The organism is Sphingomonas sp. J344, assembly GCF_024700005.1.
Taxonomy (GTDB): Bacteria; Pseudomonadota; Alphaproteobacteria; order Sphingomonadales; family Sphingomonadaceae; genus Sphingomonas.
Window position 1 is genome coordinate 2,923,899 of record NZ_JAJONB010000001.1, and the last position, 24,933, is coordinate 2,948,831.

At 65.0% G+C, this 24,933-nt stretch carries 16 protein-coding genes and 5 pseudogenes; 8 read left to right on the forward strand and 13 right to left on the reverse strand.

All coding sequences use genetic code 11. The features are described 5' to 3' along the window. Positions 1-107: 107 nt before the first annotated feature. The 3 genes from LRS12_RS14945 to LRS12_RS14955 form a co-directional block, all read right to left on the reverse strand. Positions 108-947, reverse strand: coding sequence for a penicillin-binding protein activator LpoB (locus LRS12_RS14945; RefSeq protein ID WP_257845215.1), 840 nt, complete (start codon positions 945-947; stop codon positions 108-110). 216 nt (positions 948-1,163) lie between these two features. Beyond that, positions 1,164-2,129 carry a YncE family protein gene (locus LRS12_RS14950; RefSeq protein ID WP_257845216.1) on the reverse strand — a complete coding sequence of 322 codons (966 nt, stop codon included), beginning with the start codon at positions 2,127-2,129 and terminating at the stop codon, positions 1,164-1,166. Positions 2,130-2,162: 33 nt separating this feature from the next. After that, positions 2,163-2,630, reverse strand: a complete 468-nt coding sequence (locus tag LRS12_RS14955; protein WP_257845217.1) for a histidine phosphatase family protein — start codon at positions 2,628-2,630, stop codon at positions 2,163-2,165. A gap of 65 nt (positions 2,631-2,695) precedes the next feature. Here LRS12_RS14955 and lepA point away from each other — a divergent pair, with 65 nt between their 5' ends. Continuing rightward, positions 2,696-4,504 carry a translation elongation factor 4 gene (gene lepA / locus LRS12_RS14960; RefSeq protein ID WP_257845219.1) on the forward strand — a complete coding sequence of 603 codons (1,809 nt, stop codon included), beginning with the start codon at positions 2,696-2,698 and terminating at the stop codon, positions 4,502-4,504. A gap of 162 nt (positions 4,505-4,666) precedes the next feature. Here lepA and LRS12_RS14965 read toward each other — a convergent pair whose 3' ends face one another. Further along, positions 4,667-6,163, reverse strand: coding sequence for a glucoamylase family protein (locus LRS12_RS14965; protein WP_257845220.1), 1,497 nt, complete (start codon positions 6,161-6,163; stop codon positions 4,667-4,669). Positions 6,164-6,232: 69 nt separating this feature from the next. Then, on the reverse strand, positions 6,233-9,268 hold the full coding sequence (locus LRS12_RS14970) for a TonB-dependent receptor domain-containing protein (protein WP_257845221.1): 3,036 nt from the start codon (positions 9,266-9,268) through the stop codon (positions 6,233-6,235). Positions 9,269-9,680: 412 nt separating this feature from the next. Here LRS12_RS14970 and LRS12_RS14975 point away from each other — a divergent pair, with 412 nt between their 5' ends. From LRS12_RS14975 to LRS12_RS14990, 4 genes and pseudogenes are all read left to right on the forward strand, one after another. After that, complete coding sequence (locus LRS12_RS14975; RefSeq protein WP_257845222.1) at positions 9,681-11,555, forward strand: EAL domain-containing protein; 1,875 nt, start codon at positions 9,681-9,683, stop codon at positions 11,553-11,555. A 272-nt stretch (positions 11,556-11,827) separates the two neighbouring features. Further along, positions 11,828-12,133, forward strand: a pseudogene (locus LRS12_RS14980) (CHASE4 domain-containing protein); the annotation flags it as partial. A 223-nt stretch (positions 12,134-12,356) separates the two neighbouring features. Beyond that, on the forward strand, positions 12,357-13,394 hold the full coding sequence (locus LRS12_RS14985; RefSeq protein WP_257845223.1) for a HAMP domain-containing sensor histidine kinase: 1,038 nt from the start codon (positions 12,357-12,359) through the stop codon (positions 13,392-13,394). An 82-nt stretch (positions 13,395-13,476) separates the two neighbouring features. Then, on the forward strand, positions 13,477-14,151 hold the full coding sequence (locus LRS12_RS14990; RefSeq protein WP_257845224.1) for a hypothetical protein: 675 nt from the start codon (positions 13,477-13,479) through the stop codon (positions 14,149-14,151). A 1-nt stretch (position 14,152) separates the two neighbouring features. On the opposite strand, the gene LRS12_RS14995 is transcribed toward LRS12_RS14990, so the two are convergent. Together LRS12_RS14995 and LRS12_RS15000 are read right to left on the reverse strand one after the other, a co-directional pair. Continuing rightward, the gene (locus tag LRS12_RS14995; protein ID WP_257845225.1) at positions 14,153-14,587 is read right to left on the reverse strand and encodes a membrane protease subunit; all 435 of its coding nucleotides are present in this window, start codon (positions 14,585-14,587) and stop codon (positions 14,153-14,155) included. A 25-nt stretch (positions 14,588-14,612) separates the two neighbouring features. Beyond that, on the reverse strand, positions 14,613-15,755 hold the full coding sequence (locus LRS12_RS15000) for an SET domain-containing protein (RefSeq protein WP_257845226.1): 1,143 nt from the start codon (positions 15,753-15,755) through the stop codon (positions 14,613-14,615). Positions 15,756-16,555: 800 nt separating this feature from the next. Between LRS12_RS15000 and LRS12_RS20400 the strand changes: the two are divergent. The 3 genes and pseudogenes from LRS12_RS20400 (at position 16,556) to LRS12_RS15020 (ending at position 20,563) form a co-directional block, all read left to right on the forward strand. Next, positions 16,556-17,687, forward strand: a pseudogene (locus tag LRS12_RS20400) (EAL domain-containing protein). A gap of 110 nt (positions 17,688-17,797) precedes the next feature. Further along, the gene (locus LRS12_RS15015; RefSeq protein ID WP_257845229.1) at positions 17,798-20,110 is read left to right on the forward strand and encodes an ATP-binding protein; all 2,313 of its coding nucleotides are present in this window, start codon (positions 17,798-17,800) and stop codon (positions 20,108-20,110) included. 62 nt (positions 20,111-20,172) lie between these two features. Next, positions 20,173-20,563 (forward strand): annotated as a pseudogene (locus LRS12_RS15020) (response regulator). 40 nt (positions 20,564-20,603) lie between these two features. Here LRS12_RS15020 and LRS12_RS15025 read toward each other — a convergent pair. The 6 genes and pseudogenes from LRS12_RS15025 to LRS12_RS20405 all read right to left on the reverse strand — a co-directional run bounded on the left by LRS12_RS15025 (position 20,604) and on the right by LRS12_RS20405 (position 24,876). Next, positions 20,604-21,302, reverse strand: a complete 699-nt coding sequence (locus LRS12_RS15025) for a 2OG-Fe(II) oxygenase (RefSeq protein ID WP_257845230.1) — start codon at positions 21,300-21,302, stop codon at positions 20,604-20,606. 84 nt (positions 21,303-21,386) lie between these two features. Beyond that, positions 21,387-22,232 carry an RcnB family protein gene (locus tag LRS12_RS15030; protein ID WP_257845231.1) on the reverse strand — a complete coding sequence of 282 codons (846 nt, stop codon included), beginning with the start codon at positions 22,230-22,232 and terminating at the stop codon, positions 21,387-21,389. 113 nt (positions 22,233-22,345) lie between these two features. Continuing rightward, positions 22,346-22,852, reverse strand: a complete 507-nt coding sequence (locus LRS12_RS15035; RefSeq protein ID WP_257845232.1) for a (2Fe-2S)-binding protein — start codon at positions 22,850-22,852, stop codon at positions 22,346-22,348. Beyond that, positions 22,849-23,305, reverse strand: a pseudogene (locus tag LRS12_RS15040) (MaoC family dehydratase). Before LRS12_RS15040 ends, LRS12_RS15035 begins: the two are co-directional and overlap by 4 nt. 285 nt (positions 23,306-23,590) lie before the next feature. Further along, positions 23,591-23,917 (reverse strand): hypothetical protein, encoded by a 327-nt coding sequence (locus LRS12_RS15045; RefSeq protein ID WP_257845233.1) that lies wholly within the window; start codon positions 23,915-23,917, stop codon positions 23,591-23,593. Between the two features lie 84 nt (positions 23,918-24,001). Next, a pseudogene (locus LRS12_RS20405) lies at positions 24,002-24,876 on the reverse strand (LysR family transcriptional regulator). Positions 24,877-24,933 lie beyond the last annotated feature (57 nt).

Here is a 24,933-nt window from a genome sequence, read left to right on the forward strand (position 1 = left end):
AAGACGTGGTTGATTGCGCGTTAAGTGATCCTTCGGATGTCGATGGACGCGAAAAGGGGGCGGAATGGGTGATTCCGCCCCCGATCTCAACGATTTCGCGCGCGCGATCAGCGCCGAGCGGGCGGGGCCGCTGCCGCTGCATCGTCGGGCAGGCCGCCCAGTTCATAGACGAGCTTGGTATAGGCATCGAGATAGGCGAGTACGATCACCTGGCCGATATCGGTATTCTGGTAGCCGGCACCGCCCGCTGCGGCGAATCCACCCCACCAGCCCGATCCGCCACCTGCGCCAAAGCCGACATCGGTCTTGCGCGCATAGCCCTCGGTCAGCGCCTTTTCCTCGGTGGTGCGGGCATCGACCATCGAAAGGGTGACGCTGGCCTCCTTCTTCTTGACGCTGATGCCGCCCGCGATCGCGCCGACCCCGCCCAAAATGCCGCCGCGCCGACCGAGCAGTCCGCCCACCGCCGCGCCGACGCCGCCGCCGCCCGAATCCCTGTTCGACGAGACGATGTCAGGCTGAAGGAAATAGTCGGCGGTGCGGACCTGGCCCTTGCCGACATTCTGTCCCGCCTGCATCTCGCCCTGTTCCTGCAGCGCGCGCTCCATCGCGCGGCTCTGCATCGCGCGCCCGCGATTGACGATGGTGAAGCAGCCCGATTGCTGAATGAATACCTTCAGCACCGCTTCCGGGCTGCCGAGGTTCAGCTCGCGCCACCATTGGTTGTCGGGTTCGACGATCGCGACGGTGCCGAGATTCCTGGTACAGCGCGGGATGTCGCGCACGCCGCGTTCCTGCGCGCGGCGCCCCGACGACGCGCCCTTGGTCGTTCCGTCCTTGTAGGTCTTGCCGGACGAGCTGGTGGCGGTCTGCGCCGAAGCGGCGATGGGCCCCGCAGCCATCGAAGCGAGCGCCGTGGCGGCGATCAGATTGCGAACGACACGCATGGACTATTCCTCCCTAGCAGGGGCATTCTACCCCAAATGCAATGAGACGTGCTCGCCGACCCCGAACTTCGCAACTGACAGTAACTGACGCGGCTGCCCCTCTCCATCACGTCATACCGCAAGCGTTATGACGATGAACAGGCAAAAGCGGTGCGAGCGCGACGAAAGGGAACGCAATTTGCCCGATCGCCATGCTGTCGCTGGCGCGAAAGATGATCAGGGCAGCTTGGCAACCGCCAGGCCGTCGCCATTCTTGCCGACGGCGATCCGGCGCAGCACCTTGCCCGACGCGGCGTCGATCTCGGCCACCTGGTTGCGGGCGGTTTCGGCAGCGTAGAGGCGTTTGCCGTCGGCGGACCAGATCAGCGTGACCTGACCCGAGGCCGCTTCGCCCGAGATCGGGAAGCTGCGCGATACCGCATGGCTGGCCGTGTCGATCAGCGTCACGCTGCCGGTACTGATATTGCTGGTCGCGACGGTCCTGCCATCGGGGCTGGCGATGACGCGGATTGCTGCGCCTCCAACGGTGAGTTCGCCGAGCTTCTGGTGGGTGGCGGCATCGAATACGCTGACGCGCGGCGCGGTCAAGTCGCCGACAAACACCTTGCCGGCGGCGACGGCAATGCCCTCCGGCTTGCCGCCGACGACGATGTCGGCGAGTTTGCGGTTGGCCTTGAGGTCCAGCACGCTGACCGTGCCCGATCCGATATTGGCGACGAATGCCCGATCCTCGCCCAGCAGTGCGACCATGTGAGATCCCTGCTGCCCGGTCGCAATCGTGGTCAGCGTCCCGTCGGGCTCGACGATGGCGACCGATGCGCTGCCCTCGGTTGTGGCGATCAGCCGCTCGCTCTTCGGCATCCACAACAATCCGTGCGGGCGTTTGTTGGGTGACAGCTCGATCGTCGCGATCTTGCCGGGCGCGGCGAGGTCGATCACATCGATCGAGGTGCCCCCATAGGACACCACTGCAGCCTGGCTGCCATCGCCCATCACGACGATCTCGTGCGGCTGGTTACCGGTCGGAATCGCCGCGATCGGCTTGCCATCGGCCAGATCATAGATGCCCAGCGTATCTTCGCCCTTGTTGCCGACCAGCAGCACATCGCGCGCGGCGGCGGGGAGGGCGGCGGTCAGCAGGGCGAAGCTGGCGAGCAGCAACGGGGAGAGTTTAGCGCGCATCGGGTTCGAAGTCCTCCATTGCCATGCAGATTGTCAGGGCGCGACCTTCGCGTGCGCGGTCTTGCCGTCCGTGACCGTCCACACATCGCCGAAATCCTCATGGACCAGATCGCCAGGGCGGGTGCCGCCCAGTTTTTCGACGATGTCCGGGACGGTATTGCTGTGCCCGACGATCAGCACCGGGCACGCCGACGATTTGGCCCGCGCGACCGCGCCGGCCGTGTCGGCGGCGTCATAGCTCTGGATCGCGATGCTGCGCCCGGCGGCGGTCGGCGCGGCGGTCTGGCGGGTGCGCTTATATTGCGTCACCAGCACCGCGCAGAGTCGTTTGCCGCGGAACCAGCGTGCCAGCGCCTCTGCCCGCACGGTGCCCTGGGGCAGCAGGTCGGGGTCCTTCTCGCCCTTGGGCGTGTCGAAATGGCGGACCACGTAAACGGGGACATCCTTCGCCAGCGCAGGGGCGGCGAGGGTGCAGGCAAGGGCGAGGGCCAGGGTGCGCATCGCGGTACAGTGATCCTACAGACCATCTTCCGCAAGGGCGCTGCTGCTGCTAGGCGCGCGGGATCATGGCAACCGACATTTCCCGCATCCGTAACTTCTCGATCATCGCGCATATCGACCATGGCAAGTCGACTTTGGCCGATCGCCTCATCCAGCGCACCGGTGGCCTCACCGCGCGCGAGATGTCCGAGCAGGTGCTCGACAATATGGATATCGAGAAGGAACGCGGCATCACCATCAAGGCGCAGACCGTGCGCCTCGACTGGAAGGGGCCGGATGGCAAGGATTACGTCCTCAACCTGATGGACACGCCGGGGCATGTCGACTTCGCCTATGAGGTGAGCCGCTCGCTCGCCGCGTGCGAAGGCGCGCTGCTCGTCGTCGACGCGGCGCAGGGGGTCGAGGCGCAGACGCTCGCCAACGTCTATCAGTCGATCGAGCACGACCATGAAATCGTGCCGGTGATCAACAAGATCGACCTGCCCAGCGCGGAGCCCGAAAAGGTTCGGCACGAGATCGAGGAAGTGATCGGCATCGACGCATCGCAGGCGGTGCTGGCGTCGGCCAAATCGGGCATCGGCATCGAAGAGATATTGAACGCCGTGGTCGAACGCATCCCGGCGCCGAAGGGCGATCCCGATGCGCCGCTCAAGGCGATGCTGGTCGACAGCTGGTACGACCCGTATCTCGGCGTCGTCATCCTGATCCGCGTGATCGACGGCACGATCAAGAAGGGCCAGCAGATCAAGTTCATGGCCGCCGGGACGACCCATCTGGTCGACCGCGTCGGCGCGTTCCGGCCCAAGATCGAGCAGCTGCCCGACCTCGGCCCGGGCGAGATCGGCTTCATCACCGCGCAGATCAAGGAAGTGGCGCAGGCGCGCGTCGGCGACACGCTGACCGACGCCAAGCGTCCGGCCGCCGAGGCGCTTCCGGGCTTCAAGGAAGTCCAGTCGGTGGTGTTCTGCGGCCTGTTCCCGGTCGACGCCAACGACTTCGAGAAATTGCGCGAGAGCATTTCGAAGCTGCGGCTGAACGACGCGAGCTTCTCGTTCGAAATGGAGACGTCGGCGGCGCTTGGCTTCGGCTTCCGCTGCGGGTTCCTCGGCCTCTTGCACCTGGAGATCATCCAGGAACGGCTGATGCGCGAATATGACCTCGACCTCATCACCACCGCGCCGTCGGTGGTGTATCAGATCGAACTGACCCATGGCGGCGGCCATATCGAGCTGCACAACCCCGCCGACATGCCCGATCCCAACAAGATTGAGAGCATCGCCGAACCGTGGATTCAGGCGGTAATCTATGTCCCAGACGAATATCTCGGATCGATCCTGAAACTCTGTCAGGACCGCCGCGGCATCCAGAAGAACCTGACCTATGTCGGCGGGCGCGCGCAGGTGACCTACGAACTGCCGCTCAACGAAGTGGTGTTCGACTTTTACGATCGCCTGAAGTCGCTGTCGAAGGGCTATGCCAGCTTCGATTACGAGCAGATCGGCTATCGCGAGGGCGACCTCGTCAAGATGGGCATCCTGGTCAACGAGGAGCCGGTCGACGCGCTCAGCATGATCGTCCACCGCTCGACCGCCGAAGCGCGCGGCCGCGGCATGTGCGAGCGGCTCAAGGAACTGATCCCGCGCCACCTGTTCAAGATCCCGATCCAGGCGGCAATCGGCGGCAAGGTGATCGCGCGCGAAACGATCAGCGCGATGCGCAAGGACGTCACCGCCAAATGCTATGGCGGCGACGCCACCCGCAAGCGCAAGCTGCTGGACAAGCAGAAAAAGGGCAAGGCGAAGATGCGCGAGTACGGCTCGGTCAGCATCCCGCAGGAAGCCTTCATCGCCGCGCTGCGGATGGGCGAGGAGTAGAGCCTTTCTCCTCCCTGAAAGGGAGGGGCGAGGGGTGGTTTAGCGGCCAGCGAGGCTCGATGCCTCGCTGGCCGCTTTCTTGCCGGGCGGTCGTCGGTTTGAGTCTTTGCGGCGCGCAGACGCGCGCACACACCCCCGACTCTTCAGGGAGGGGAGTTGCGCCTACTTCCCCGCCGGCTTCTCCAGCCAGCCGCCCTTGAAGCCGATCCGCGTCAGGCCGCGGCGGATATGCGGGTTCTTGCGCATCGTCTTCCACACCAGCCCGCTGCGGTGGTTCTCCAGCATCGCCAGGATCGGGCCCTGATCGATGCCCAGATAGTCGTTGGCGAACCATCCATCCTTCGCGTCGACCACGCCGGTGCGGCTGCCGACATCGGTAAAGGTATAGCTGGGGTTGAAGGCGTCCTTGAAGCCATAGCGCTGGTAAAGCTTGTCGCCGTACTTGGCGCGCATCGCCATCAGCGCGGGGATCGTGACTTCGGGGGCAAATGGGATCGATCCGCCCGCCGCGGTCGGGACGATGGTGCCGTCGTCGACGACGCGATTGCTGCTGACCCCGCGCGCGGAATAGCCCTGGAACTCGCGCGCGACGCCGTTGACGCTGCGCCCGCTGCCCGCTGCGGTCGGGCCGTCCGATGCGGTCCAGCCCCAGATGTCGCCCGAATAGCCGACCCATTTGTTCGGATTGTCGATGCCATAGGCGCGGTGGCTCAGTGTCGCACGGCGGCTATTCTCGAAATAATCGATGCCCTTGCGCGCCATGAACGCGTCCTGGATGCCCCGGAAATCGACCCAGACATGACTGTACTGATGCCCGAACAGCGGCTCGAACTCGAGATGCTCCTGGCCGTAATAGGTGCCCCAATCCTTTTCGAGATTGCTGGCCCAGCCGGCATCCCACGCATCCTTGCCGACCGGATGCGTCGGCGAACCGAGCGCGAGGATATAGACCAGCATCCCCTCATTATACCCGACCCAGTCATGCGTTCCGAAATCGCCGCCATTGCCGCGCTCGGGGTACCAGCCCATCGCAATCGCCTTCTTCCCGCCGCCATTGGCCGACGGAATGGTGCTGCGCTCGCGCTGGACAAAGGTCCAGTCGACCCGGGCGTAGATCTTGTCGGCGAGATCGCGGATCGCGGCTTCGGTCGGATTGTCGCGGTCGAAATAGCTCTGCGCGAACAACACGCCGCCCAGCAACAGGGTGGTGTCGACGGTCGACAGCTCGGTCTTGCCGCGCCGCGTGCCGTCCTCATTGTTGAGGAAGTGGTAGAAGAAGCCCTTGTGGCCGCTCATGCCGCTGACGGCGGGCCCCTGCGGGGCGTTCCAGTAGAATTCCATGCACTTGCGCGTGCGTTCCGCCGCCTGAGCGCGCGTCACATAGCCGCGTTCGGCACCAATGCCGTAAGCGGTGAGAGCGTAGCCCGTCGCCGCGATGCTGGAAAAGGGGTTGGACGGCCAGCGGTCCGGCGCAAGGCAGGTGTCGACGCTCGTCGTTTCCCAGAAATAGTTGAAGGTGCGGCGCGAGAGATCCTCGACGAACGCGGCCTGACCTGCCGCGGGGGCAGGGGCGGGCGCGGTGACAGCTGCGGGCGTGGTCGAACAGGCGGCGGCCAGCGGCAGCGCGACGATCCCGAGTGCGGAACGGCGAAAGCCCATGCGGATACTCCTTACACAAAAAAGGCGCGCGGACGGGGGAATCCGTCCGCGCGCCATGGAGGGGGTTACTTAGAAATTGAACCCGGTCGACAACTTGATGGTACGCGGCGGGCCATCGATGTTGAAGTTGTTCGGATCGCGCATGCCGGTCACCGCACTGAACCCGTTATAGTTGCGATCGTTCATCACGTTGATGATGTCGACGCGCACCCAGACGCGAGTGTTGTCGTTGATGAAGCCCAGCTTGAACTCCTTGGTTGCCGACAGGTCGAGCTGGCGGAAGCCCCACTTGTCGCCATTGCCCGCTGCTTCGATTGCGACGATGTCCTTGGTTCCCGGCTGGCCGACGCCCGGGGTGGTCACGAAGCGCTTGAGCCAGACCGGCGAGGCGATCTGGAACTTGGTCGCGAACGTGATGCCGAACGGTGCATCCACGGTACCCGCCATCACGAAGCGATGGCTGCGCACGCCCGCCGACGGACGGACGGGATATTCGTCGATGCTGGAATAATCGAGCGAGAACACCTCGCCGAACTGCCGGTTTTCGGTCGCCTTGGTGTAGGTGTAGGTGGCGTCGATGCTCCACGGCGAGGCCCTGGTGTACCGCTTGATCAGCTTCGCGAACACGGTGTCGGCGTTGGTCTCAAGCCCGTTGTCCCCGATGATGATCGACCCGAACGGTGACGGCGGGAAGCCGAACGGCGAGTCCGGAGCGCCGGTCGCCGGGAAGAACAGGCCGCCCGGACGGCGGTTGCCCAGCAGGTAGACGAACCCGTCGCGGCTTTCGACATGCGAATAGCCGATTTCAGTTTCGAGCAGCCCGAAATTGCCGCGCAGACCGATGCTGTACTGATCCGAATAAGGCGTCTTCAGGTCGTTCTTGATGAAGCGCAGCTCGCGTCCTGCACCCGCCGGAAGCCCGGCGATCAGCGCCGCGCGCCCCGCTTCGGTCTGATAGGCCGGGTTGTACGGGATACAGGTTGCGCTCGGCGTACAGACGTTCACCGTATCGCCCGGGACGATGAAGTTGAACGTGCGGCCCGCGGCGGAGCCCTGAGCCAGTTCCTGCTGGATGAAGTCGAACTGCGTGCGGTCATACGACCGGCCGAAGCCGCCAAAGAGGGTGAATCGGCCCGCTTCGTCGATCTTGTAGCTGAACCCGATACGCGGCTGGAACGCGCCGGTGAACGCCTTACGCTCGCTGCCGGTCGAGATGTAGTCGTTGATGTTGTAGTTGGCACCGACCAGGTTCGGATAGTTGGCCGGGCTGACCGCTGCGACCTGTGCCGCCTGATGGACATAGTTGAGGAACGCTGGCGTTTCCTCATAATCCCAGCGCAGGCCAAGGTTCACGGTCAGGCGATCGGTCACGTCCCAGTCGTCCTGCGCATAGATGCCCAGCTGGAAATTGTCCGACGTCATCTGCGCGGTCGTGAAACCACTCGACAGCGCCTGGAAGCTCATCTGATACGGCGTGGTCGTGTTCAGCGTCGTCGCGCCCAGTGGCGTGAAGTAGCGGAATACGGGGTTGAAGCCGTTGAGCTGAAGCGAGTTGAGCGTCACCCACTTGGTCTTCACACCCACCTTGATGGTGTGCCCCTCAAGTCCGGTGTAGGTGAAGTCGTTGGAGATCTGCCAACCCTTCTGGCCCTTGTTCTGGAAGTTGGTGCCGCCACCCGTTTCCAGGATGTTGCCGTCCAGGAACTGCGCTGGGTTGGCCGGGTTCGGGATGCGGACGCGATAGACGTTGCGGTTCGCCTGCTGCGCGGGGCTCGGATTCCACTTCACGTCTTCATAGGCGACCTTGAAGTCGTTGATCCAGCTGTCGGCGGTGTGCTGCCAGCGGCCCAGCGCGCGGATTTCTTCGACGCGGGCAATCGTGCGGGTTTCATAGGCGGCGATGCCGCTGTTGAACGTCTCGCCCGATTCATCGCGATACTTGCCCGAGAATTCGAACAGGTCGCTGTCGGTCGGGGTGAAGTTGATCTTCCCGAAGTACAAATTCTCGTCGAACGTCTCGTTGTACGACCCGTAGTTCCCAGCCAGGTTCGCCGGGACGAGCGGGAGCGCGGTGCTCAGCGTCGCGGGAATGTTGACGTCGCGCGGATTGGTACGGCGCTTGCCTTCATAGGCGAGGAAGAAGTGCAGCGTGTCCTTGATGATCGGACCGCCCAGCGTGCCGCCGAACTGCAGATCCTTGGTCCGGACCTTGCCGGCCGCATTGGCGGGGAAGATCTCGATCGGACGCGCATCACGGAAGCGCTGGTCGGTGAAGTCGACGAAGCCCGATCCTTCGAACTGGTTCGTGCCCGACTTGGTCACTGCGGTGATCGCGACCGAGCTGACCTGGTCGAACTCGGCCTTATAGTTCGAGCTGATGACCCGGTATTCGCCGATCGCCGACTGCGGGAACGGGTTGCCCTGGGTCGAATCCTGCCCGGTGATGCCGTTCTTGAGGACGTAATCCTTCTGGCCGACGCCATCGATGAAGATGTTGACCGTGTTGGAATTCTGCGCACCGCCCTGAAGGCGCGACTGGTCGCTGCCGTTGGTGATGAACTGAACGCCGGGCGCGAGGTCCGCAAAAGCAAGGAAGTTGCGGTTGTTCTGCGGCAATTGTTCGATCAAGCGCTGCGTGATCGTCGTGCCGACTTCACCGCCCTGCATCGAACGAATGCGGCCACCGGTGATGATGACCTCTTCGCCGCCATCGGCGGTCGCGACTTGCGGGGTCGACAGGTCGAAATCGAACACGGCGTTCTGCGCGACCGCAAGATTGAATTCGTCGGTGCGGCGCACGCCGCTGGGGGTCGTCACCTCAAGCCGGTAGTCGCCGGGCGGAAGGGACGCGAACTGGTAGCTGCCGTCGGCGCTTGGCGTGACGGTGCGGGTGAAGCCGGTATCGACATTGACGATCGTGACCTGGCTGACACCGCCCTCGGCCGTGACCTTGCCGCGCAGCGACGAGGAGACCTGAGCCTGCGCGGGAACCGCGAGGCCGATGGCGAGTACCGCACCGGCGCTGGACCATGCGAGCGCAGCGGCAGCGGCGCGCAGGCGCGAACCGCGAATAAATCCGTTAGTTGCGGAATGTGATGACTTCACAGCATCCCCCCTGGAGGTTTGACAACGTTTACCCTGAACTGCCGTGAGCCCTGACTGGGCGACTCGGCGGCCCGCCTATTATGTTCTTGGCGCGGAAACTGTAACCGGTTTCATGCGGAGTGTATAGAAAAAGTTCTGGCAGCCACCGGGAGGGCAGGGAAGGCGCTGGAACCGGTTCCACGCGCCGTCAGAGTCTGACCGTGGTTGGCCGTGCGTTGCCGATGCACAAGGCGGGTGTGCGGAGACGCATTCAATCCCCTCCTGACCTCGAACGGGGTGCCCGGCCAGTCCGCGGCACCCCATTTTTTCCGGGCTGTCCCGGAGGCGCGCGGGAACGCGCCGTTAACCCTTTTACCTCGCCTTAACTCTGTGCGCCTACGCGGGTTACCAAGGCGAATAGAGGGGACAGGTCTTGCGCATTCTGATCGTGGACGACGAAGCGGGGATGCATGAATCCTATCGTCAGTGCTTCAAGGGCAATGGCGTAGGCGCGGCACAGGGCGCGGCGCTCGACGCGATGGCCGCCGAGCTGTTCGGCGACGACGAGGTTGATGCTGCGCCAGCGCAGGATCGCCCGGCGTTCGAGACGGTCCATTGCATGCAGGGGTTGGACGGCGTCGAAGCCGTCGCGCGCGCCAGGGAGAATGGCGAGCCCTTCCCGGTCGCGTTCATCGACATCCGCATGCCACCCGGCATCGACGGCAAGGAAACCGCCAAGCGCATCCGCGCGATCGATCCCGACATCAACATCGTGATCGTCACCGGCTATTCGGACTTCTCCCCGCTCGAAATCAGCCGCGCCGCCGGTCCCGCCGACAAGATCTTCTACATCGCCAAGCCGTTCCAGGTGGAGGAGGTCGTCCAGACCGCGACCGCATTGGGCAAGCGCTGGGAAGTCGATCAGCAGCTCGCCGCCGCGATGGCGCTGCTCGAGGAGCAGAAGGCGGAGCTCGCCGCGAACGAGAGCAAGGCCAGCCATCTCGCCAATCACGACAGCCTGACCGACGCGCCCAACCGGCTGGCCTTCATGCGTGCGCTGACCGATCATGTGCGCGGTCCTGATACCTTCGCGATGGCGATGATGGACCTCGACCGGTTCAAGCTGGTCAACGACACGTTCGGCCATCTCGCGGGCGACGAGCTGATCCGCATGGTGTGCACGACGATCGAGGGCGCGGTCCCGCCGGGCGGCTTTGTCGCACGGCTGGGCGGCGACGAATTCGCGGTGCTGATGAAGGTGGCGGGCGAGGGTGAGGCGGTCGAGGCGGTCGAGCGCCTGCTGCTGGCGTGCGCCAAGACCTTCACCGTGTTCGGCCATTCGGTGCAGGGATCGGCCTCGGCTGGCCTGGTCATCGTCGAGCCGGGTATGAAGCACGACCCGATCGACGTGATGCGCCGCGCCGACCTGTCGCTCAATGAATCGAAGAAAGCCGGCCGCGGCGTGGTGCGCGTGTTCGACGAGAGCATGGACAGATCGATCCGCTTCCGCCGCCAGATCGAAGGCGGCCTCAGCCAGGCGATCGCCAATGGCGAGCTGCGCCTCGTCTATCAGCCGATCGTCGCGCGCGACCGGCTGGAGATTGTCGCATTCGAAGCATTGCTGCGCTGGAACAGCCCCGAATATGGTCCGATCTCGCCCGGCATGTTCATCCCGATCGCCGAGGAATCGAACCTGATCCACGAATTGGGCGACTGGGTGCTGGACGAAGCGCTGACGATGCTCGCCAAATGGCCGGGGCAATATGTCTCGGTCAATTTCTCGCCGCGCCAGTTCCGCCGACAGAATTTCGTCGGCCATGTCGTCGAGCGGGTGCAGCGCGCGGGAATCGAACCCAATCGCGTGCAGATCGAGATCACCGAAACCGCGATCTTCGACAATGCCGAGCGCGCCGCGGAGACGCTGTACCGCCTGCGCCAGATGGGCTTCCGCATCGCGCTCGACGATTTCGGCACCGGCTATTCCTCGCTCTACAATATCCGCAAATTCGCGCTCGATTGCCTGAAGATCGACCGCAGCTTCATCGACGGCATGGGCCGCGAGCGTGAGAGCGCCGCGATCGTCCACTCGATCATCCATCTCGGTCGCGCGCTGGGGCTGGAGGTCGTGGCGGAGGGCGTCGAGACCGAGGGGCATCTCGCCGCGTTGCGCGTCGCCGGGTGCAGCCATGTTCAGGGCTATTTCCTCGCCCGCCCGCTCGAGGCCGATGTCGCGATCCGCGCGGCGCACGAACGATTCATGGGCGATGAGGAAACGCCAACGGCACCGGCTACCGGCACCCACGGGTGACCGCGCCGCACACCATGTTCCACCGCATCCGATCCCGTATTCCGCGCTCGCTGGGTGCCAAGCTCGTCGCGATCCTCACCGGGGTCGCGCTGCTCGGCGCCGCCAGCATCACCCTGCTGCTCGCCCTCGTCATCACCCCCAGCTTCGACAAGCTGGAGGCGCAGGCGATCGACGGCCATGTCGAACGGACGCGCGCTGCGCTCACCGAATATGCCTCGAAGGTCGAGGCGTCGGTGCGCGACTATGGCGACTGGAACGAGAGCTACGACTATATGGGCGCGCCCAACCGCGCGTTCGAAGAAGACAGCTTCGCCACCTCCGCGATGGTCAATCTGGGCGTCAACGGCATGGCCTATGTTCGCCCCGGCGGCGAAGTGGTGATCGCGCGCTGGCTCGATCTGGATACGGCGAAGGATTCGCCGCAGATGCGCGCGCAATTGCTCGCCGAAATCCGCCGCATCGACTTCGCCCGCGCGCTGGCGAAGGATAACAGCGCCAGCTTCTACGCGCGCCTCGGCAACCGTATCGCCGCGATCGGCGTGGCGCAGGTGCGCCGCACCGACGGCAGCGGCGAACCGCGCGGCCATGTCGTGATGGCGCGCATGATTACCTCGCAGCAGCTCGGCAATCTTCTGCAGCTCCGCGCGGGGATCGCGCTCGACGCGCCCGTCGCGGCACCGCGCATCGAAGCAGCTGAGCGAGACATCGCGGTGGCGGTGCCGGTTCCGGGGGGAGGGCGGCGAAAGCGTCGCAAGCGCTACCTTCAACGTCCAGCGCGACCTGTCCGCGCTGGGCCGCAACATGCTCCAGCTCGCCGTGGTCGGTACTACCGCGCTGATGCTGTTGGTGATGGCGGTGCTCAGCGTGATGATCGGGCGGCTGGTGCTGCGCCCGCTGAACCGGGTCGAACAGCATATGGGGGTGGTGCGCGGATCGGGGAATCTCGTGCCCCTGACCGAAGCCCCGCGCCGCGACGAGATCGGCAGCCTGGTCGACAGTTTCAATGCGATGCTCAGCCAGCTCAAGGATCTGCGCGAACAGGTCGAGGCGCAGTCGTTCAAGCTCGGCCAGTCGGAAAGCGCGGTCGCGGTGATGCACAATGTGCGCAACGCGCTCAATCCGATCAGCACCGTGCTGAGCCAGGGACTGGGCGAAGCACCGGCGACCGACCGCGCTTTGCTCGACCGTGCGCTGAGCGAACTCGCCGACGACTCGATCCCGCTCGCCCGCCGGCAAAAGCTCGTCGCGTTCGTCGCTGCCGCGCTGGCGAGCGAGGCGCAGGCCCGCGACACCCGCAAGGAACAGCTCGGCATCGGTCGCGACGCGCTGCACAATGTCCTCGAAATCATCGGGCGTCAGCAGGAACAGGCGCATGAACGCCCGCCGCTCGACACCTGCGATGTCACCGATGTGGTCGCGCGCAATGCCACGATCGCCCGCTATTCAGGCGCCAGCTCGATCGCCTTCCACTTCCCGTCGAAGCCGCACTGGGTGCTGGCGAACCGCGTGCTGCTCAGCCAGGTGATCGGCAACCTCTTCTCCAACGCCGCCGAGGCGATCGCCGCGACCGGGCGGGAAGGGGGCAGCATCGGCGTGTCGATCCGCGAGCATGACGACCGCGTGGAAATCCGCATCACCGACGATGGCGAAGGCTTCGACCCCGCCGCCGCTCCGCAGCTGTTCCAGCGCGGCTTCTCGACCCGCCCGCACAAGTCAGGCGGGCTCGGGCTCCACTGGTGCGCCAATTCGATGGTCGCGATGGGCGGCAGCCTGAGGCTGGAGAGCGAAGGCAAGGGCAGGGGGCAAGCGCGGTGCTGGAGCTGGCGCATTCGGAATTGATGCGGGACGACGTCGCGGCCTGAAATCTGCCCGACTGGTTTCGTCACTCGCCGTAATTGCAGCGCCGGAGCAGAGTTGGCCCATGCGCACCCTCGTCCTTGCCCTCGCCCTTCTCGCCTCAGCGCCCGTCGCCGGAGCATGTAGCGTCGCACCCGGCTACCGCGTCCCGACAACGCTGCAACTGGTCGATGAGGCCGACGCTATTGTCGTTGCGCAGGTCGGGCAGCCGGGGATCAGCGCTGACGGCGAGCCAGAGCTATGGTTCAGGGCAGTCACGACGTTGAAGGGGCCAACCAGCTCGAAGGAACATTCCGATCAAATCACCGCCCGAGCGCCGGGAATGCTGGGCACGAGGGTGCGACCCGCCACGCCCGGCGACCCTGCCGAACTCGTCCGCGCCAACCCCGAAGCCCACGCCGGTGGCTGCACCCGCTTCACCTTTCACCCCAAAAAATGGGTCGTGCTGTTCCTGAAGCGCGAGGGGGAGGGGTATCGCGTCATGTCTTATCCCTTCGCCCGCACGGCGGAGGATACGGCACTGCCCGACTCCCGCTGGCTCAAGGCGGTCCGCGAATATGTCGCCATCGCGGCATTACCCACCGCAATGCGCCGGGCGCGGATGGAGGCGCGACGCGACCTGCTCAGGGCGCGCCGCGATGCGGACTCGCGCGCCATCGCTGCGGATCTTGAGCGCGAATTGAACGGCCCACGCAAGCCGCTGCGCGAACCGCTGCCAGCGGCGCCGTCCGAGCGCTGAGTCAGTCCGCCGCTGCCGGCACCGGTGCCGGTCGCAACCGCCCCGCCTCCAGGATCGGCAATCCGCCCTCCGTCGGGACATAGATGATCTGCCCCTTCGACTGTTCCAGATTCTGGATATAGAGGTAGCGCAGATAGCCTTCCGGCCCGCCAAGGCTGTTGGCGACGATCCGGTTCGCTTCGGCCAGACCCTTGGCGCGGGCGATCTCGGCATTTGCCTCCAGCGCCGCGGAATCCATCCGGGCTTGGGCTTCGAGCACCTTGATCTTGCGGTTCTGCGTCGCCTGCGCCAGCTCGGCTTCGCCTGCCGTCTCGGCGTTCCACACACGGACGGAATTATAGGCGGCACATGACCCCAGCCCGCCGCCCACGATGACCAGCAACAGGATAGCCAGCGAGGCCGCCAGTTTCAGGATGGTGCCGCTTGTTCCGTTCATGGTCGCTCCTTCGTGAAGATCGGGATCAGCTCGCCCGCCGCACCGGCGTCACCGCGTCCTTCCGCCGCAGATACGGGGCGACGAGGTTGCGGGCGCGGAAGAATTCCTGCCGGTCGGGATCGATCGTGTCGAAATTGCCGATCACGCGGCGGCACCCCGGCGCGCGGCACTGGCAGATCATGTGCCAGTTCGATTGCGCCAGCGTGGTCGAATAGTCCCAGCTGATCTCCTCGCCCGCGACGATATCGCGCAGCGCCACCAGGATCACGCCGTCATCGGTGAAGCGCAGCCCGGCATTGGGGTCACAGCTATGGTTGACCAGATCGTCGAGCTGCCCCGACGGCCCCATATAGTGATCGGGCGTCACCTGCACGAAACGGTCGTCGCTGCCGCGCATGAGGCTGGGGATGTCGTCGACATGGAAACGGCGGCCGGTAAACCGCATCAGCTCCGCCCCCTCGGCAAAGCGACAGGTGGCATAGACCGCCTTGCCCAGATGGTTTTCGCCGACCTCGAACAGATTGCGCGGATGGCGATAGCGGTCGAGCACCACAAGGCCGCCGCGCGCCCAGCCGAACGAGCGCAGCGGGTTGATCGTGGTCAGGCCGATCATGAACCAGATGCTGGCATGGCACGCCAGCTCGACGAAGATGTACGCGAACTCGTCCGGCCCCGAGCCGCCCGCGCGCGCCGCGACCAGCAGGGTAGCGAGGTCGCCGACAGTCCACAGCCCCCATGCGGGCGAGCGTTCGGAGCTGCGATCCTTCCACACGCTGACCCAGGTCGGCCAGAAGCTGACCGGCACGGCGGCGACCACCAGCATATGCGCCCAATAGGCTTCGCGGAACGCGACCCAGATCAGCAGCGCGGTGAGGCACGCTGCCATGCAGAATGCCTCGATGGTGGTCGGGGGCGCCCAGTTGGACCCGCGCCACAGGCATGCGGTGACCACCAGGCAGCAGACGGCGGACAGGATGAACACCCAGCCTTGCGGCGATCCGGGGTTCACCGCGGCATAGGTCAAGGCCTCGGCAGCGGCGGATGCGCTCCAGATCAGCCAGGATGCGCGGTTGGGGCGAACGGTCGCGCGGCGAAGGCCCAGCAGATAGACGCCATAGGCGGCAAAGCTGAACGTCATCGCGATCAGAAACCACACATCGCCCGCCATAAAACCCCCTTGCGAAGGGATTCATTTACCTTGTTCCGACTCGCGCGTCAAAGCGCGACTCGTGGAGTCACCACGAGTCGCGGCGATTCGGCGGAGAAGCAGAGCTTGCCCGGTCGCGCGCGAGTCAACGGTCAGGAGTGGCAAATCCGAGATCGACATCATCGCCGCGCGGTCGCGCGTGCCAGGTTTCGTGTCCGAAATGGATCAGGTAAAATAAAAGCCGCAATCCCAATAGGATGGCGGCGATTCTTAGGGGAGATCAGCCCGGGCAAGTCGAGGGTGACGGACCATCCGTCACGCCGCCGGCCCGGGCCGTAAAAGGGTTACCAGGGACGAATGTCGTCGCCGCCGGTTTCCCGGAAAAAGAGTGCAAACATCTATTTTCTCCCATCGTGCACACGAATGCGCACCCCATTATGGTTATCTGAAAATTCATACTGAATCAATTGTTAGCGATCCCTTGTAAAACTACCTAGGTCACAGAGGCGCCGGGCGCGGCGTCCTTAAAGGTTCCTTCAGCACTCGGTGTTACGCCCGACGGCATGTCTGACCGTTTCGACCCCGCCGGACTTCGCGGATCGCCTTTCGGGGCGGGGCGGATCGCCATGAACGACGGCGCTGAGCTTGCAGGCGGCCCGTTCGTCGATGACACTGCAATCGCCCCGGCGCGCGGGGCCGGTGGTCCTGGCTGCACCCGCTGGCGCGTGCTCGCATTGTGCGAAGTCGCCAATTTTCAGTCGCTGCGGCGCCATCTCGGACGGCCGCGTTCGGACACGCTGATCCTCGATCTTGCCGACCGGATGGGTGAACTGGAGCCTGGCGTGCGCGGAGTCACCGCCGGCCGATCGCTGATCGAACTGGGATTTGAAGCGGAAAGCCCGACGCACGCCCGCGCGCTCGTCGAGCGGCTGGCGCAATGCTTTGCACGTTCGGTCGATCTCGATGGCGAACGTCATCTTATCCAGCTGGTCTGGGGCATCGCCGTCGCGCCCTTTGGCGATGATGATGAAGTCCGTCTGACCGAAGGCGCCGAAGCGGCGCTGGAACAGGCGCGCACCGATACGGCCATCGTGTCGATCGATCTGTCGCAAAGCCATGCCGCGTTCGACGGCGCGGCGCTGGTGCGCGAACTGCCCCGCGCGATCGCTGCGGGCCAGTTGTTCCTGCAATATCAGCCCAAGGTGAATGTCCGTCGCGAAGCGGTGACGGGTGCCGAGGCGCTGGTCCGCTGGCATCATCCGGTACGCGGCCTGATCCTTCCCGGTGAGTTCATCAACGCGGCGGAAGATGGCGGCGAGATCGTCGGGCTCACGCTCTGGACGCTGCGCCAGGTGATCGCCGACCAGCAGGTCATGGCCGCACATGGCCATGACATGCCGGTGTTCATCAACATTTCGGGCGTGCTGCTCGCCGATGACGGCTTCGTTGCCGAGGCGTGCCGGATCATCAGCAGAATCCGGCGCGAAGATCGGCTTCGAGATTACCGAGACCGCCGTGATCCGCGATCCCGACAGTGCGATCCGCCACCTTCAGACCTTCGCCGCGATCGGCATCCCGCTCGCGATCGACGATTATGGCGCGGGGCTGTCCTCGCTCGCCTATCTCAAGCAGCTGCCGGCGACCGAGCTCAAGATCGACAAGATGTTCGTGATGCAGCTGACCAGCAGCAATCGCGATCCGCTGATCGTCCGCTCGACCATTGACCTCGCGCATGCGCTGGAAATGGAAGTCACGGCTGAGGGCGTCGAAACCCCGGCCGCGCTCGCGCTGCTCAGCGTCATGGGCTGCGACATGGTCCAGGGCTATCTGATCAGCCGACCGATCGCGCTCGATGCCTTTGTCCGCTACCTCGACGAAGAAGGCTTCAAATCGGTCGCGACAATGCGCCCGAGCTTTGGCCGCACCGAGAATTTCTGGCGCAAGAGCGGTTGATGCGGAGGGGTCTCGCCCTCCTTCTCTGCTGGCTTGCACTGGGGTTTGCGGCCCCTGCGGCCGCGCAGCAACGCGCGGCGGATACACTGATTGACAATGCCAAGACCGCGATGGTCAGCGATCCGCAGGCGGCGTTGGGTTTTGCGCAACAGGCGCGGCAACGCGCGGCGGCAATTCCCGATACGGAGCCGCGCGTGCGGGCCGAGGCTACCGCATTGTGGCTTGAGGCAGAGGCATTGATCCGGACACGGCGCGCGTCGGACGCTTCGGCCCGCATCACCCAGGCGCTCAAGCTGATCAGCCGCGATCAGGTGCCGACGAAACTGCGCGGAGACCTGTTGCTGGCGCGAGCGGGGGTGCAGGAAGCTGATATGCACTTTGCCGAGGCGCTCGCATCGCTTCAGGAAGCGCATCAGATTTTCGCCACGGTCGGCGAAAAGCGCAGCCAGTCGATCGCGTTGCAGATGATCGCGATGCTCTACACCAAGGCCAAGGATTTCAAGAGCGCCGACAAATATCTCAAGCAGGCGGTCGACGTCTATTCGGGCGATCCGCGGCTCCAGATGTCGTTGCTCAACATTCATGGCAACGTCCTGCTCGAACTCGAACAGCCGCGCGCGGCCGAGGCCGAGTACCGCAAGGCGCTGGCGCTCGCGCGCGAGGCGAAATCCGCCAGCCTGACCCAGATATTGGCGAACGTCGCGCGCGCGCTGCTCGATCAACGCCGATTTGCGGACGCCGATGCGATAATCGCGGAAGCAATGCGTGTCGTCCGCGAAGACCCATCGCGCAGTGGTGAGGCGAACATCCTGTCGATCGCAGCGCAGTCGGCCTATGCGCAAGGCAAGCCCGACCGGGCAGCGGACCTGATCGCGAAGAGCTTTGTCGGCATGTCGCTGAGCGATACCGGATTTGCCCAGCGCGACGCGCACTTCACCGCCTATTCGATCTTTCGGGCGAAGGGGCAGAATGCAAGTGCGCTCGCGCATCTCGAAAGGGTGCTCGCGCTCGGCAACGAAGCGACCCAACTGGCGACCTCGGCCAGCACCGCACTGATGGCGGCGCGGTTCGACTATGCGAACCAGGAATTGCGCATCGCCAATCTGAAGGCAGAGGAATTGCGGCGCGAGGCGGAGTTCCAGCGCACCTTGTTCATCGGCCTTGGCGGCGCATCGTTCGCCATCGTAACCCTGCTCAGCATCGGCCTGTACACGATCCGCCGCAGCCGCAATCAGGTGCGCGACGCCAACGCCGTGCTTGCCACCACCAATGTCGCGCTCGAAAAGGCGCTGAAGGCAAAGACCGAATTCCTCGCGACCACCAGCCACGAGATCCGCACACCGCTCAACGGCATCCTCGGCATGACCCAGATCATGCTGCGCGATCCGACCGTGCCCGAGGCGACGCGCGACCGCATCAACATCGTTCACGGCGCGGGCATGACGATGCGCGCGCTGGTCGACGACATCCTCGACGTCGCCAAGATGGAGACGGGTAATCTGACTGTCGAACTGGCCGCCACCGACCTCCACACCACGCTGCGCGACGTGACGCGGATGTGGGAAGAACAGGCGCGCGCCAAGGGACTCGACTTCACCCTGAGCCATGAGGGCACCCCGCGCTGGATCGAAACCGATCCGGGACGGCTGCGCCAGATCGTGTTCAACCTGCTGTCCAACGCCGTCAAGTTCACCGAAAAGGGCGTGCTGACGGTCGCGGTCGAGGCAGTAGGCGACCGGCTGCGCCTGGCGATCAGCGACACCGGGATCGGCATTCCGGCGGAAAAATTCGACGAAGTGTTCGAATCCTTCAAGCAGGTCGATGCCGGAACAACGCGCCAGTTCGGCGGCACCGGACTGGGTCTCGCGATTGTCCGCAATCTCGTGCACGCCCTCGACGGCACGGTGTCGGTGGCGAGCCGGGTGGGAGAAGGATCGACCTTCACCGTCGAGCTGCCGCTGCGCGCCGTGGAGGCACCGGATTCGGCGGTCGAGGCGGCGGGCGACGGCGAGACGATCGTCGTGCTCGACCGCAACCCGATTGTCCGCGGCATGCTGCGCACGCTGTTCACCCCCCATTTCGCTGCGGTCCAGTTCGCCGCGTCGATCGACGAAGCCGTCGCGTTGGCGAAGGATGCGGGGACAGCGCTGATCCTTGCGGACCAGGCGACGCTCGCCGCCGACGACGCCGATCCCATTGAAAAGCTGTGTGAACTTGCCGCCGCAGCACCGGAAGGCACGCGCACGGCGGCGTTGTGGGGCAGGCCGGACGAAGGAGCGGAAGCACGGCTTCGCGCCACCGGTGTCGGCGTCGTGGTCGTTAAGCCGGTGAAAGGACCAGCGCTGGTTGCGGCGCTCACGGCAGCGCGCAGTGAAATATGTGCGACATCTGGTCGCACAACGCTTGTATCCGAAGCGGCTTAGGGTGATAGCACGCCTATGAATTCTCCGATCCGGACAGCCGCCGCTTTCGAGATGGTCGCTCGATGAATATTCTTTTCATCGAGGATGATCCGATGAACCGCCGCGTGGTGCGCGACATGCTGAATGTCGCCGGTGCCACGATGGCGGAAGCCGAGCACGCCGAAGCTGGTCTCAACATGATCGAGGCCGGCGATTACGACGTGATTCTGGTCGACCTGCGCATGCCGGGCATGGACGGGATCGAGGCGATCGAGCGCATCCGCGCGCGCGGCGATGCCAAGGCCGAACTGCCCATCATCGTGGTCACGGCAGACACCGCTGTCGACCTGCGCGAACGCTGCCTTGCGGCGGGGGGCCGATGAAGTGCTGTTCAAGCCGGTGGCGATGGACGCCTTGTTCGACACGATCGGCCGGGTGCTGGCGCTGCGCAGCGGCGACGACATGATTCTGTGACCTTTGTTCCCCTCCCCGAAAGGGAGGGGAGATCACCCGATCAATATGTCTTGATCGGCATGTTGATCCAGGCGTGCTCGCGAAACCATTTGGTGATGATGTATTTGACGCCCTTCACCACCGGCGTCCCCTCGTGCAGCGTGCCAGTGTTCGGCGATCCGTCGGGCTTCATATTGTTCCAAGCGAGCAACAGGCCACGCTTGGGCGCGACGCGCACGCCGGCCTGCGGGAACCAGGTCGCGCCGCCCTCCTCGACATCGTTAAGGTAGATCATCGCCGTCCAGGTCCGCTGGCCGCCCGACGCCTTCATCGCCGGCCAGTAATCCTGCTGTTCGTTGAACCAGTCATAATGCGCGCGAAACTGCTGGCCGGGGGCATAGCGCTGGCCCTGCATCGTCTCGCCATTTTCGGGCGGAAGGCCCAGCAGAGCCGCCATGCGCTCGTCGATCGGCCGGACGTCGGGCGACCAGCGGTCCATGTCGCAGCTCTCGCTGGTACGGAAATTGGGGTCGTCCGACTGCGACAGCAAGGTCGAAGGACGGCGATTGGCGTCGATCATTCGGATCAGCGCATCGCACTCGGCGTCGCTCAGGAACCCGGGATGGTAATAGATCTGCGCGGCGTCGACCTTGGCGCGGCGCATGCCGGGATTGGCCTCGATCCGCGCGGTGACCGCCTGGCTGGCGCGCGCGCGACTGATCGATCCGGCGGGACTCTTGGAACGCGAAAAGATGCTCATGGCGCGCAATTTGCCGCCAGCGTGGCGAAACGCAAGAGGCCCGACCGTTGCCGGCCGGGCCTCCCTGCGTGACCTGCGTCTCGCTTACCAGAAGATGTCGTAGATCACATCGACGACATAGCCGGACCGGACATCGACGAGCAGCGCGTCATTGTAATAGCGCACCCAGCGATACGGGCCATAGGCCGGCGGCAGGCGGTAGTAAAACGGATCGTTGATCCAGTAATCCGGCGCGAAAAGCATCGAACCGATGGTCAGGCCGATCGAGAAGCGGCGATAGCCATAATGGTAGCCACGCGGCGCGTAATAGCGCGGCAGGCGATAGACGTGCCGGTTGCGCGCGCGATAGTCGCTCCAGTCATAGCGGCGGTCGCCCCGCCAGCTGCGGTTCCAGTTGCGATTATCGTCCCACCTGCGGCGATCCTGCCGCGTGTCGCGCCAGTCGCCATAGCGGCGCTGATCCTGACGATAGTCGCGCCGGTCGTCACGCCGGTCACCCCGATAGTCCTGCCGGTCGTCGCGGCGGTCCTGACGGTATTGCTGCGGGCTCACCTGACCCTGGCGGAAGTCGCGGCGATCCTCACGGCGTTCCTGACGGAAGTCGCGCTGGTCGTCGCGGCGCTCCTGACGGAACTCGCGGCGCGGTTCACGAACCTGCGGGGCAGGGGCGGCCTGCTGCTGCGGCTGCTGGGCCTGCGGACGTTGCTGGGGCTGATATTGCGGACGCTCCTGACGCTGGAACTGCGGGCGCTCCTGGCGCTGCTCCTGACGCTGCTGGCGCTGCTCCTGGCGCTGCTGCCGCCATTCGCCGCGCTGTTCGCGCGCCTGGCCGCCACCGCGTCCCTCGCGTCCGCCCCGGTCTTGTGCGATTGCCGCAGCGGGGGTCAAAATGGTCGCGCCGATCAGCGCAGCCAGAATAAACTTCTTCATGCTTTCCTCCGCTCCCCGACAACACGCCGGCGTTCAGACTAACGCGCTTTTACGTCGAGTCGGCTGACGAGCGTCTGAATTGGCCTGTCAGCCAATTGAAAGCTTTCGCTGACCTATTCTTCGCCGGTCTCGACCGGGATGCCGCGATCGATGGTAATCTCTTCCTCGCCGCGCGCCACCCGCGCCGCGCGCCCGATCGCCTCGATCAACCGGGGATAGACGCCGCAACGACAAAGGTTGGTGATCGCGCCCATGATCTCCTCGTCGGACGGGTTGCGGTTCTTGCGGAGCAACGCCGCCGCGCTCATCACGATCCCGGGGATGCAATAGCCGCACTGGACGACATTCTCGGCGAGCAGTGCCTGTTGCACCGGGTGACTTCCCTCGGCCACCAGCCCCTCGATCGTGGTGACGAACGTCCCCTCGACCGCGCCGATCGTCACCTGGCACGACCGCACCGCCGCCCCGTCGATGTCCACCGTGCACGCCCCGCAATCGCCGGTGCCACAGCCATATTTGGTCCCCGTCAGGTTCGACGCATCGCGCAGCGCCCATAGCAAGGGCGTGCGCGCGTCGAGCTTGTATGCGACCGGCTGATTATTGACGGTGAACTTGGTCATGCCACCGGCTTAGCATGCAACAACGCGCTGCGCAGGCAGGTGCACACCGTCTCGTCGCGCTGGTTGAGCATCACATGGCGAAAGGTGACGACCCCCTGACCCGGCCGCGACTTGGACGGGCGCAGCGCCACCACCTCGGTCTCGGCGCGCAGCGTGTCGCCGATAAACACCGGGCTCGGCATCCGCACCTCGTCATAGCCGAGATTGGCGACGAGCGTGCCCAGCGTCGTATCCCCCCACCGAAATCCCGACCATCAGCGCAAAGGTGAAAGTGCCATTGACCAGGATCCGCCCGAACTCGCTCGCCCCGGCGGCTTCGGCGTCGAGATGCAGCGGCTGCGGATTATGGGTGAGGGTGGAGATCAGCAGATTATCCGTCTCGGTCACCGTGCGGCGCAGATCATGCACGATCCGGTCGCCCACCTGCCACTCGTCGAAAGTGCGTCCCGCCATGACCGTCTCCTCTGCCGCCCCACTTAACGCGCGAACCGGGTTTGTCAGTCCCAAATCAAATCATTCCTCCCCTGAGCTTGCTCAGGGAGGGGGACCGCCCGCGAAGCGGGTGGTGGAGGGGCGGCCGCGAAGACGGCCGAGAACAGCTCGGCAAAATTCCGCCGTCCGACGACGGCGGCCCCTCCGTCGCCTTCGGCGCCACCTCCCCTGCGAGGCAGGGGAGGAATCAGACTGGGCCGGAGACCCACAAAAGGTGATGGTCGGCACACGACCCCTTAGCGGACGTTAGGCACTGCTTCGCATGGCCGCGAAATCAGGCATCTCGCCGACTGTCACAACAGGAAGATCGGCTGCGCTTGCTAAGACGGCTGGGTCATCTTCGATCCAATGGGCAAAGCCGTCACTGGTCCACAAATACGCGTTGTCGCTCTGAGCAAACAATGACGACACGAACTGCTCTGCGATAGTCCGGCCCCACTGCATCGCCTCTGCGGCGGATACACTCGCTATCCAAATCCCGGTGCTGTCCTCGTCGTCCCAGCCGTGCGTCGCGTTCCGTTCGGCTTGGCCCGGAGTTTCATAGCCAAACCGGAAAAGGCGTTTCGTCAGCATTTCACTATGCTATCTCTGACGAGCGTGAGGTCAATGGCCGCTAACCACCCATAAGCGACATCCGCCCTGCCCTGACACCCGCAATCACCCGCCCTCAACACAACTCGCCCCAAACACCCCCCGCACCGCCTCCACAACCGCCGCCATCCCCTCGCGCGCATCCTCCCCCCGCACCAGCACCAGCGTCCGCCGCAGGTCGAACCCAATCAGCGCCGGATTGGCCACTCCCGGATGCCGGTGCGAAGCCGGCACCACCGTCGCGCCCAGCCCCGCCGCGACCATCGCCAGCGCGCGGTCGTCGTTCGGCGTGCGCAGCGCAAAGCTGGGGCGGATGCCGCGCCGGGTGAAGTAGCGGCTCGTCTCCGGCAGCGCCTCGCAACTGCGCCGCACGATCATCGTCTCCCCGCCAGCGCCTCGCCCGGCAGCGCTGTCTCGGCCGCAAGCGCATGGGTGACGGGTAGTGCGAGCAGATAGGGTTCGCTGCGCAGCGCTTCGACCTCGCTGCCCGCATCGCCCTGCACAGCGGTCAGCGCCAGTTCGATCCGCCCGCGCGCCAGATGCTGCGCCAGCGCCCCGGCATTCCCCTCGACCAGCTCGATCGCCAGTCCCGGCGCCTCGGCGCGCAGCCGCGCCACCAGCCGTGCGACCTCGGCGCTGGCGATCGTCGTCAGCACCCCCAGCCGCAGCGTCGCGGGCTGCGCGATCCCGCTGATCGCCGCCTGCGCCAGGTTGAATTCGCGCTCGATCCGCCGCGCATGCACCGCGAACTGCGCGCCCGCCTCGGTCAGCTCGACCCGCTGGCTGCTCCGCCGGAACAGCTTCGCCCCCGCCTCCCGCTCCAGCTTGGCGATCCCCGCCGACAGGGTCGGCTGCGAGACATTCGCCTGCGCGGCGGCGGCGGTGAAGGTGCCGCTATCGACGACGGCAAGGAAATAGCGCAGCAAATAGCGTTCGATCATAGACACCGTCTATGCTGTTCCCCGTCGCCTTTCAATTTCTCACCACGCCTCCCAGCG

What these genes read in the sequence shown, in the direction of transcription:
- LRS12_RS14945 (WP_257845215.1), bottom strand. Translation starts at nt 947, where the DNA reads ATGCGTGTCGTTCGCAATCTGATCGCCGCCACGGCGCTCGCTTCGATG.
- LRS12_RS14950 (WP_257845216.1), bottom strand. Translation starts at nt 2,129, where the DNA reads ATGCGCGCTAAACTCTCCCCGTTGCTGCTCGCCAGCTTCGCCCTGCTG.
- LRS12_RS14955 (WP_257845217.1), bottom strand. Translation starts at nt 2,630, where the DNA reads ATGCGCACCCTGGCCCTCGCCCTTGCCTGCACCCTCGCCGCCCCTGCG.
- lepA (WP_257845219.1), top strand. Translation starts at nt 2,696, where the DNA reads ATGGCAACCGACATTTCCCGCATCCGTAACTTCTCGATCATCGCGCAT.
- LRS12_RS14965 (WP_257845220.1), bottom strand. Translation starts at nt 6,163, where the DNA reads ATGGGCTTTCGCCGTTCCGCACTCGGGATCGTCGCGCTGCCGCTGGCC.
- LRS12_RS14985 (WP_257845223.1), top strand. Translation starts at nt 12,357, where the DNA reads ATGCTCCAGCTCGCCGTGGTCGGTACTACCGCGCTGATGCTGTTGGTG.
- LRS12_RS14990 (WP_257845224.1), top strand. Translation starts at nt 13,477, where the DNA reads ATGCGCACCCTCGTCCTTGCCCTCGCCCTTCTCGCCTCAGCGCCCGTC.
- LRS12_RS14995 (WP_257845225.1), bottom strand. Translation starts at nt 14,587, where the DNA reads ATGAACGGAACAAGCGGCACCATCCTGAAACTGGCGGCCTCGCTGGCT.
- LRS12_RS15000 (WP_257845226.1), bottom strand. Translation starts at nt 15,755, where the DNA reads ATGGCGGGCGATGTGTGGTTTCTGATCGCGATGACGTTCAGCTTTGCC.
- LRS12_RS15015 (WP_257845229.1), top strand. Translation starts at nt 17,798, where the DNA reads ATGGTCAGCGATCCGCAGGCGGCGTTGGGTTTTGCGCAACAGGCGCGG.
- LRS12_RS15025 (WP_257845230.1), bottom strand. Translation starts at nt 21,302, where the DNA reads ATGAGCATCTTTTCGCGTTCCAAGAGTCCCGCCGGATCGATCAGTCGC.
- LRS12_RS15030 (WP_257845231.1), bottom strand. Translation starts at nt 22,232, where the DNA reads ATGAAGAAGTTTATTCTGGCTGCGCTGATCGGCGCGACCATTTTGACC.
- LRS12_RS15035 (WP_257845232.1), bottom strand. Translation starts at nt 22,852, where the DNA reads ATGACCAAGTTCACCGTCAATAATCAGCCGGTCGCATACAAGCTCGAC.
- LRS12_RS15045 (WP_257845233.1), bottom strand. Translation starts at nt 23,917, where the DNA reads ATGCTGACGAAACGCCTTTTCCGGTTTGGCTATGAAACTCCGGGCCAA.